Origin of the sequence: Daejeonella sp. (assembly GCF_037719425.1) — a bacterium.
GTDB lineage: Bacteria > Bacteroidota > Bacteroidia > Sphingobacteriales > Sphingobacteriaceae > Daejeonella.
Map to the genome: position 1 here is coordinate 1 of NZ_JBBJNI010000148.1, position 10259 is coordinate 10259.

The 10259-nt window shown below is 43.4% G+C and carries 10 protein-coding genes; 6 read left to right on the forward strand and 4 right to left on the reverse strand.

Translation table 11 applies throughout. The features are described 5' to 3' along the window. Window positions 1-52: 52 nt before the first annotated feature. The 4 genes from WKF69_RS16085 to WKF69_RS16100 form a co-directional block, all read right to left on the reverse strand. Complete coding sequence (locus tag WKF69_RS16085) at window positions 53-1234, reverse strand: hypothetical protein (protein WP_340383152.1); 1182 nt, start codon at window positions 1232-1234, stop codon at window positions 53-55. Window positions 1235-1238: 4 nt separating this feature from the next. Next, window positions 1239-2495: an aspartate kinase gene (locus WKF69_RS16090; protein ID WP_340383154.1), complete on the reverse strand. Its 1257-nt coding sequence runs from the start codon at window positions 2493-2495 to the stop codon at window positions 1239-1241. A gap of 19 nt (window positions 2496-2514) precedes the next feature. After that, complete coding sequence (locus WKF69_RS16095) at window positions 2515-2985, reverse strand: GNAT family N-acetyltransferase (RefSeq protein WP_340383156.1); 471 nt, start codon at window positions 2983-2985, stop codon at window positions 2515-2517. 112 nt (window positions 2986-3097) lie between these two features. Further along, window positions 3098-3778: a YggS family pyridoxal phosphate-dependent enzyme gene (locus tag WKF69_RS16100; protein ID WP_340383158.1), complete on the reverse strand. Its 681-nt coding sequence runs from the start codon at window positions 3776-3778 to the stop codon at window positions 3098-3100. Window positions 3779-4127: 349 nt separating this feature from the next. Between WKF69_RS16100 and WKF69_RS16105 the strand changes: the two genes are divergently transcribed. From WKF69_RS16105 to WKF69_RS16130, 6 genes are all read left to right on the forward strand, one after another. Then, a complete protein-coding gene (locus WKF69_RS16105) occupies window positions 4128-4502 on the forward strand; it encodes a DUF4296 domain-containing protein (RefSeq protein ID WP_340383160.1) in 375 nt (124 codons plus the stop codon). Further along, window positions 4499-6862, forward strand: a complete 2364-nt coding sequence (locus WKF69_RS16110) for an endonuclease MutS2 (protein WP_340383162.1) — start codon at window positions 4499-4501, stop codon at window positions 6860-6862. Before WKF69_RS16105 ends, WKF69_RS16110 begins: the two co-directional genes overlap by 4 nt. A 44-nt stretch (window positions 6863-6906) precedes the next feature. Then, on the forward strand, window positions 6907-8007 hold the full coding sequence (locus WKF69_RS16115) for a PQQ-dependent sugar dehydrogenase (protein ID WP_340383164.1): 1101 nt from the start codon (window positions 6907-6909) through the stop codon (window positions 8005-8007). Between the two features lie 42 nt (window positions 8008-8049). Further along, entirely contained in the window at window positions 8050-8769 is a 720-nt protein-coding gene (locus tag WKF69_RS16120; RefSeq protein ID WP_340383166.1) for a CoA transferase subunit A, read from the forward strand. A 188-nt stretch (window positions 8770-8957) separates the two neighbouring features. Beyond that, window positions 8958-9614, forward strand: coding sequence for a CoA transferase subunit B (locus WKF69_RS16125; protein WP_340383168.1), 657 nt, complete (start codon window positions 8958-8960; stop codon window positions 9612-9614). A 128-nt stretch (window positions 9615-9742) separates the two neighbouring features. Beyond that, the gene (locus WKF69_RS16130; RefSeq protein ID WP_340383170.1) at window positions 9743-10222 is read left to right on the forward strand and encodes an ORF6N domain-containing protein; all 480 of its coding nucleotides are present in this window, start codon (window positions 9743-9745) and stop codon (window positions 10220-10222) included. Window positions 10223-10259 lie beyond the last annotated feature (37 nt).

Consider the following 10259-nt stretch of genomic DNA (forward strand, 5'->3'; position numbering starts at 1 on the left):
ACAAGCTGAAAGCGAGAAATGCGAAGTGGAGTTTTGACGGAATGGCCTGTATTTAGAGTATTCGGGTGCAGTGGATGACCAGCAGTTGGCTTTCAGGGCCGGTGCAGAATAACAAGTAATCATTGCCACCGTCGGTAATGCGAAGCTTTTTCCTGACTTTATCAGGATCCTGAGGAAAGTTACGACATATGATATTGGCTTTTTTGAAGCCATGGTTCTTAATGAAGTTTCCGTACTCCGAGGTGCTTACCACTTTGAATTTTCGTCCAATGAATCGATCCTGAAGGTTATCAGAAGTGTACAAATGCGTGTGCTGGTGGAGCTTTTCAACGTTAAACCCCCTGGTGATCAATTTGAAGCAACCTGCTTTCATCAAGGATACATCCGGTTCATAGAGATAGGCCAGAGGTGCAGAATAATGATCAGGTGTAAATGCTTTTTCTTCGGAGGTGCGGAAGGTAAATGTTAAGGTTTCATCCGGACTTAATATTGCACAGGTTATTGGCGGGTCCGTTTCTGAAGATCCTTTGTCGATCAGATAAACTACCTCCTTGCATTCATTCCTGACACTTATCACGTGAACCGCAGTTACGCTTCCGAGTTCTTTAATGGTGGACTGAATATCGAGTAAAGGCGCCGTTTTGATAATGACCCTTTCAGATCTCTCAGTCAAAACGTTCAGTTCATTCACTACATCCGGCTCGCAGTCTTTTAGCATAAAGACCTTACGGGAGCTAACTCTTCTTGAGGGGTCTATATAAACAGTATCGAACGTTTGTTGCGATCCTTTGAGGTAAGCAATGCCGTCGGTGTGAACATGATTGATGTCAAATCCCAGTACACCAGAATTATGGGCAGAGATCTCTGATAGGTCTTTATTAAGCTCGCAGTGAGTGACCTGCATACCTTGCTTTGAGAAGAAACCTGCATCTACACCAAAACCGCCGGTCAGGTCAATTACACTCTCACCCTTCGCGAGGCCGGACCTGTATTTCGCTGTAAGCTCAGAGGAGCATTGTTCAAGCGCAAGCTTTTCGGGATAATAAATTCCTGTGGTTTGATACCATAGGGGCAACTTGGTTTTACAGCGTTTTCGGCCATCTATTTGCTGAGCCAGCTCTTTGGGGCTAACGTCAGGGAAGGGGCTTTTGGACAGGCTGATAGCAGTCACATCGGAGCGGACATTTTTATGTATAAAGTCCTGAACTGTTGCATTTAAAATTGCCTTGTTCAATTGGTTACTTTAAGACAAACTGAGCGGTGTTCCGGCTGGTTTGTTCAAGCAGAACTGCTCGGTTAGAAATAATCTTATCTATGTCGGCACGTGTATAATGCCGGATAGTTATCAATTCGAGACCAGTGTTATACCTGATCTTAAATTCTGAAAGCATTTTAATCAGACGATCTAATTTAGCTTCGTTATAGTCGCAGCAGATGGAGAGGCTTAATGCCGAGACCTGCATCATGTTAATCTTAATATTTATTGCTGAAAGCGAGCTGAATATAGTGCCCAGGGTGGCTTCATCAATGAACGACAGATCTAAGGATTTTATAGAAACCAGCACCTGCTCTTTCTTGACGATGATTGCCGGCAGGGATCTATCGAAGTCCGGGGTACCGTCAATCCTGGTTCCGCTTTCTTCGGGCTGCATAAAGGGCTTTACAAATAGCGGAATTCCGGCGTTCTGCAGGGGTTTGATCGTTTTAGGGTGAATGACCGTAGCGCCGTAATAAGACATCTCGAGCGCTTCGATATACGGTATGTGGCTATAAACCTGTGTGGTCTCGAATAGCTTCGGATCGGCATTCAGTACACCCGGAACATCCTTCCAGATAGTCAGAGACTCTGCTTCAAGGCAGGAAGCGAATACCGCTGCCGAATAGTCGGAGCCTTCCCGGCCTAAGGTAGTGGTGAAGTTTTCTGAAGTGCCGCCGATAAAGCCCTGTGTGATGATGAACTGATCTTTAAGAGTTTCTTTAATGCCTTTGATAGCTAAAAGGGTTTTTTCAAGGTCAACTTTGCCTTCACGGTGGTTGTTGTTGGTATGGATCAAACCCCGCGCGTCCATCCACTGGGTTTTAATACCTATTGAGTTCAGATATGCGCCAACAATCCGGCTTGAAACAAGCTCTCCAATTGACACAATCTGATCGTAGTTGAAATCATACTCAGGGTGGGGCTCATCTTCCAGTATCCAGTCAATCTCTATAAAGATATTAGCCACATCATCGAACACCGGATGATCGCGGTCTTCAAAAAGATCATTCATGATGCTCTCGTGATATTGCTTTACCTCGCCGAAGAGCTGATGGACATCAGAACCCTGCTTAACATATGATTCTGTCAGCTTTTCGAGGGCATTTGTAGTTTTACCCATTGCCGAAACAACAACCAGGATGGTTTCGGATTTATTTAATTGCAGGATATTAGCCAGGGTTTTTACGCCTTCAGCATCCTTAACTGACGCTCCACCAAATTTAAATATCTTAATCACCGGTCTGAATCTCCTTTATTTAATTGAAATTGGATAGCTGGTCTTTGGACAAGGATACATTGAGCCACCCGCCATCCAGGGGGGCATTGTATTTTTTATAAAAATTGATTGCCGGTTCATTCCAGTCAAGTACCTGCCATGACATGCCATTCAAGCCTTTTTCTACCGCTTCTTCAATCAACCTGTCGAAGATCAACTTGCCGATACCTTTGCCGCGCATTTGTTCAGTTACTAATAAATCCTCCAGGTACATGCGGCAGCCCTTCCATGTGGAATACCTGATATAATACAGGCCAAAACCCTGAATGAGCCCGTCGCTTTCGGCAACAAAAGCTTTCCATACCGGGTTGGCCCCAAATCCGGCGTCCTCAAATTCTTTTAACGTTACGCTCACCTCATCCGGAGCCCGCTCATAAACAGCAAGCTCTGTTACCAGTTCCAGCAATCGTGCACAATCTTCTCTTTCAGCAACTCTTATATTAATATTCATTTTGTATGTAATGAGTAAATTAGCAAATGAGCAAATTAGTAAATGGGGGGCTCTTTACTGTAACAAGCCACGTCTAATTTGCTAATTCTCTAATTTGCTAATTCTCTTTTCTCTAATTTGCTAATTTTTTTCTTGTTCCAAACAAGGTGCTTCCGAGCCTTATCATGGTGCTTCCCTGTTCTACTGCTATCTTGTAATCTCCGGACATACCCATCGAGATCTCGTCAAAATGAGGATCCTTTCGGAAGAAAGTATCTTTCAGGCCAGCATGAAATGTTTTCAGCTCGTAAAACTCATCGCTTATCATTCTGGGATTATCAGTGAGAGTTGCAATGCCCATTACGCCGCACACCTTAATATTTTTTAATTCTTTGAATTCGTCTGAACGTAATAATTCAACGGTTTCGGCAAAATCCATTCCATATTTGGTGTCCTCATCGGCAATATAGATCTGAAGCAGGCAATCAATAATACGGTTATGCTTCGCGGCCTGTTTATTAATTTCCTGCAGCAGCTTAATGCTGTCGACTGAATGGATCATTGTGATGAAGGGCGCGATGTATTTTACTTTATTGGTTTGAAGGTGACCGATCAGGTGCCACTCGATGTCCTTTGGAAGTTTTTCAGCCTTTTCCACGAGCTCCTGAACCATGTTTTCGCCGAAGATCCGCTGCCCGGCCTCATACGCTTCGGTGATGCTTTCTATTGGTTTAGTCTTGGAGACAGCAATTAACTTAACGCTTGTATTTTTAAGTTCATCCTTAATAGCCGATATATTAGCTGCAATGCTCATTAAATCCGTATTTTTGTGTGTTAATTAAATGGTAAACCTACGGGATACCGGAGTAAAAAGCAAGTTTAGTATCAAGTAGCAAGTATCACTAGCGTTTAGGTTCTGGCCTTCGCCAGAATGACATGAACATCTTGGTGATTGGGAGATTCTGGCCTGCGCCAGAATCAGAGTAGCGTTTCGGATAAGTTCTGATCGCGGCGAAGGCCGTGATCTCCAGAGCACCAACAAAAAATTGTCATTCCGGCGAAGGCCGGAACCTTATATGTTTTAAATTTTAACAGACATTACTAATCGAAGATATCTATATTCCATAAAATAATTGATTGTCTTGCCCGATCCTTCTATACCTATGAAACTACTCCAAATACTTCTATTATGCCTGTTTTTCCTGGGCGCCTGCACGGATCACCGGCCCCTTGAAGGCATCCTTGACGAACAAAAGATGGTTAACGTTTTAGCCGACTTGTCTGCTGTTGATGGCTATATGTCTACACTTATGTATACCGATACGCTACGGATTCAGGGAAAGAATTACTATGCGACAGTTTATAAAAATCATAACACAAGTAAGGCGGTTTTTGATAAGAGCATGAAGTACTATAGCAGACAGCCGGTTTTGCTGGATAGTATGTACAGCAAGGTCACCAGGAAGCTCGACACGAAAGAGAAGAGGTTAATTAAGCTCCAGGAGCTTGAACACAAAAAGGACACGCTGGCTAAATGATCTATCCGAATAACGCTGCTGAAAAGCTTGGATTTCTTGACATTAAGGAGCTAATCAAATCGTATTGTCTAAGCACGATGGGCCAGCAGATGGTTGATAAGATTAGTGTGATGACTAATTTTGATCATATCAATAAGTTCCTGCGCCAGACAAATGAGTTTAAGAGCATACTGCTGACTGACTCGCCTTTACCCATAACCAACTTCTTTGATATCAAGATAATGGCCGAGAAGGCCAGAATAGAAGGAACTTATCTTACCGAAGATGAATTCTTTCGGGTTTCTGTTTCCCTTGGAACGGTGTTTTCGGTTATTCATTACTTTACGGAACGCGAAGGCCAGTATGCAAACCTGCAGGCTTTATTTGAGCATTTACCGGTAGAAAAATCAATTCTTGTTAAGATTGAAAAGGTGATTGATCCGAAAGGAAAGATCAGGAACAATGCTTCTTCAGAACTACAGAACATAAGCTCGGATATTGCCAAAGCAGAACAGGAAGCAAGAAAACGGATAGACCAGATATTTAAAAGCGCCCAAAATAATGGATGGACAGCAGATGGAAATCTGACGGTCCGTGATGGAAGGTTATGTATCCCGGTGCTTGCAGAGAATAAAAGGAAGCTGAAGGGCTTTATACATGATGAGTCGTCGTCGGGCCAGACCGTTTATTTAGAACCCGAGGAGGTTTTCCAGTTGAATAATATCATCCGTGATCTCGAGTTCGAGAAAAGGCGGGAGATCATTACGATACTAGTTGCGCTGACAGACGAGCTGAGACCCTATGTGCCCTTATTATTGTCCTATCATGAACTACTCACCAAGCTGGACTTTGTGCGTGCTAAGGCCTTATTCGCCATAAGCATCGAGGCTGAAATGCCGGTGCTTATCAAAGAAGCTGAGCTGGATCTCATCGATGCGCGGCATCCCCTATTATTATTGAACTTTAAAAAAGACCAGCAGACTGTTGTACCCCTTAACATCAAGGTGGATGAACAACAGCGGGTGATCGTAGTTTCCGGACCCAACGCTGGAGGAAAATCGGTTTGCATGAAGACAGTAGGCTTACTGCAAATCATGGTGCAGGCCGGACTGCTTATTCCAGCTGATGAACATTCCAAAATCGGTTTGTTCAAGCAAATATTTGCGGATATAGGGGATGATCAATCAATTGAAAGTGATCTGAGTACGTACAGCGCCCACCTTTCGAAAATGAAGAACTTTATTGAGATGGCAGATTCGAGGACTCTCATCCTTATTGATGAATTTGGTACTGGTACTGATCCTCAGTTTGGCGGGCCAATTGCAGAAGCTGTTCTGGAAGAGCTCAACCAAAAAAAGGTCAGGGGAGTCGTAACAACGCACTATTCAAATTTAAAGACATTTGCGAATTCCACGCCAGGACTTGAAAATGCTTCCATGCTGTTTAATAACCAGCAAATGCAGCCATTGTACATCCTGTCCCTGGGCAAGCCCGGCAGCTCTTATGCATTTGAAATTGCCCAGAAGATCGGCCTGAGCCAAAAGGTGTTGCAGTCCGCTAAGAATAAGATCGGAGATTATCAGAAAAAGGTTGACACTCTGTTAGTCGACCTGGAAAGGGATAAAAAAGAGCTGATCGATACGAAAATATCTTTGGAGAAGAAGGAGCGGGGCCTGAAGGTCATGCTGGCAGAAAACGAACAGCTTAAGTCTTATCTCGAAGAAAACAAAAGAACGATCCTCAAGGACGCTAAAGTGGAAGCTCAGAATATCATTAAGAATGCGAATAAACTGATAGAGAATACTATTTCGGAGATCAAGGAGAATAAGGCTGAGAAGGAGCAAACGCAGAAGCTTCGTCAGAATCTTGAGCAGGAACTAAAGAAACATAACGTACCGGAAAGGAAAGTTCCGAAGCCGCAGGTTGCTGCAGAACTGCAAAAAGGAGATTGGGTGAAATTGGTGGATTCTGAAACGGTAGGACAGGTGATTGAGATAGCCCGGGATAATGTAATCCTGGCAATGGGTGACCTGAGGTCTGTAGTGAAACTGAAACGTGTAGAGAAGATATCGAACAAGGCAGTGCCTAAAGAAATCCGAAAGTCTTATGCACATGACCTTACTCAGGATTTTTCAACCTTCAGTACCGAACTGGATCTGCGCGGGCGGAGGGGCGACGAAGCTTTATATGAAATTGAGAAATACCTTGACAGGGCGGTCATGATGGGATTAAACAGTTTGAAGATCATTCATGGAAAGGGCGATGGCATCCTGCGTAAGCTGATACGGAGTTATTTGAGCAAATATCCGCAGGTCGACAAAATGGAAGATGAGCATGCCGATCGCGGAGGTGATGGGATAACTTATGTGTACCTGAAATAGCAGAACAATTTATAGATCAGGATGTTTATTTAAAAATACCTGCCATGAAAAAGTCACTGATGCTCACCCTGTTCATAGGGCTTCTGGCATATGCAAGCTGCAAAAAATCATCTAAGGATACGGAACCAGTACTAACAGATGCAGTAATAGACATTCAGGTATTATCGCAGAATTTATCCTTTCCCTGGGAAATAACCTGGGGACCGGATAATATGATATGGATGACTGAGAGAGGGGGCAAGGTGAGCCGGGTAAACCCAACAACGGGAGTTGCAACTAATGTCATTTCCATTGCAGATGTAAAAACTATGGGTGAGGGCGGACTATTAGGAATGGCCCTGCATCCATCATTTACAGCGAATCCTCATGTTTTTGTGGTTTACAATTATGATAAGGCAGGCACCTATATGGAAAAGGTGGTCAGATATACCTACAACGGCATCACCCTTACAAGCCCTACGATACTTCTTGACAATATCCCTGCGTCCAGTATTCATAATGGAAGCCGCTTACTAATAAGTACAGATCTGAAGCTGTTTATAACTACGGGGGATGCATCTAATCAGCCGAGCGCTCAGAATGTAAGCTCTGTGAGCGGGAAAGTATTGAGGATTAACCTGGATGGAACTATCCCGTCAGATAATCCCATCTCAGGAAACCCGGTTTGGAGTTTCGGCCATAGAAACCCCCAAGGATTAGTGTTTGCTAATGATAAGCTTTACAGCTCCGAACATGGGCCGGATAGGGATGACGAAGTTAATATCATTCTAAAAAACAGGAATTTTGGCTGGCCCACAGTTAACGGCTTGTGCGATGAAACAGGGGAACAAAGCTTTTGTAACTCAAACAATGTAGCTCAACCCATAATACGCTGGACACCGACGATTGCCGTTTCCGGAATGGACTATTATAATAGCAATTCCATTCCCCAATGGAGCAATTCTTTGATACTAGCTACTCTGAAGGATAAGACCCTTTACCAGCTGAAATTAAATTCAGCTGGGGATAAGATCGACGAATCAAAAAAGCTAATTAGCGGTACGTACGGACGTTTAAGAGATGTGTGTGTTTCCCCGGATGGAAAAGTCTATGTGGTAACAAGCAATGGATCCAATGATAAGATCATTGTACTTATGAAGAAGTAAATTCCATTAGCTTTTGTATTTTCGTCAACTAACCAACCAATTATGATCAATAAAGTAGTTACTGATGCTGATGAAGCGATCAGGGACCTAAGTGATGGCATGACCGTAATGCTGGGAGGCTTTGGCCTTTGCGGAATTCCTGAAAACTGTATAAAAGCCCTTGTAAAAAAAGGCACAAAAGACCTTACCTGTATATCTAATAATGCCGGGGTTGATGACTTTGGTATAGGTCTGATGCTGCAGCAAAAGCAGGTGAAAAAGATGATCTCATCCTATGTTGGTGAAAACGCAGAATTTGAACGCCAGCTGTTGACAGGAGAGCTGGAGGTTGAACTTATTCCCCAAGGAACATTAGCTACGCGTTGTATGGCTGCCGGTTATGGGATGCCAGCGATTTTTACTCCAGCGGGAGTAGGTACAGAAGTGGCAGAAGGTAAAGAAGTACGGAATTTTAATGGGAAGGACTATCTAATGGAGGCGGCTTTTGAAGCCGACTTTGCGATAGTTAAAGCCTGGAAGGGGGACACGGCCGGGAATCTTGTTTATCGGTCTACCGCAAGAAACTTCAATCCTGTAATGGCCATGGCTGGGAAAATAACCATTGCCGAAGTTGAGGAGTTAGTGGAACCAGGAGAGCTCGATCCGGATCATGTTCATACTCCGGGTATTTTCGTACATCGTATTTTTCAGGGGAAGGACTATGAGAAGAGGATTGAACAACGGACTGTGCGGCCTGCCGGGAGCGTGAATGGTGTTAAGTAATCGGTAATCAGTGATCAGTTTTATCGGTGCCAACGTACCCAGCGGAGAACGGGTTAGCGGTTTGGTGAATGGTAAAAAGTAATCGGTGATCAGTTTTATCGGTGCCAACGTACATAGCCGAGAACGGGTTAGCGGCTGGTTTAGGGGAGGGAGTAATTGACAAATCGACAAATTAACAAATCGACAAAATGTTAGATAAAGACGGTATTGCAAAACGCATTGCGAAAGAAATTAAAGATGGGTATTACGTTAATCTTGGCATCGGTATACCGACACTGGTAGCTAATTATATACCTGAAGGGATAAATATTGTATTACAGTCTGAGAATGGATTGCTGGGCATGGGGCCTTTTCCTTTCGAAGGGGAGGAGGATCCGGATCTGATAAACGCCGGAAAACAGACCATTACCACATTGCCGGGATCCGCAATTTTCGATTCTGCTTTAAGCTTTGGTATGATCCGCTCGCAGAAAGTGGACCTGACGATACTTGGTGCTATGGAAGTTTCCGAGAATGGCGATATCGCAAACTGGAAGATCCCGGGCAAGATGGTTAAAGGTATGGGAGGCGCAATGGACCTTGTAGCTTCCGCTAAAAATATAATTGTTGCTATGCAGCACGTAAATAAGGCGGGAGAGAGCAAACTTCTTCCGGAGTGTACTTTACCGCTGACAGGAGTTAAGTGTGTGAAAAAAATTGTTACAGAACTAGCCGTCCTGGAAATTCTACAGGAGGGTGGATTCAAATTGCTGGAACGGGCTCCGGGGATCAGTGTACAACAGATCAAAGACGCGACTTTAGGTAAATTGATAGTTGAAGGGGATGTGCCGGAAATGCAATTTTAATTTATCCATTAACTCATTTTTTTGTGGCGTTAGCTCAAGGTTTTAGTAGAGGTATTCTATATCTCCGATCTTTACCAAATGAATGACGTCATTATTTTACCGAACGAAATCCTCGAAAGAAGATCTACGTGTTGCGGGGTCAAAAAGTAATGCTGGACAGAGATCTGGCGGAATTGTTTGGCGTGAAAGCCATACGCCTTAGAGAACAGGTAAAACGAAATAAGGGCAGGTTTCCTGATAATTTTATGTTTGTACTATCAGACGATGAAGCTGTTTTGATGGTATCGCAATTTGCGATACCATCAAAACAGGCCTTAGGTGGTGCCTTACCGTTCGCTTTTACAGAACACGGTGTATTAATGCTTTCGAATGTATTGAGGAGCGATAGAGCCATGAAAATGAGCATCCGGATAATTGAGATCTTTATAAAATTGAGGGAATCTCTATTATTGCATAAGGATCTGACCGTCTTGATTAACGAAATCGAAAAACGAATGTTAAAGCAGGATAAAAAGATAGATGTTCTATTTGACTACCTGAATAAGTTTATTGAGAGACGAAAAGTAAGGATTTCATCAATAGGGTTCAAACGAAAAAATGAAAGATAAAAGCAGAAATGCTTAACTAAGCACAGTAGCTCTGAGC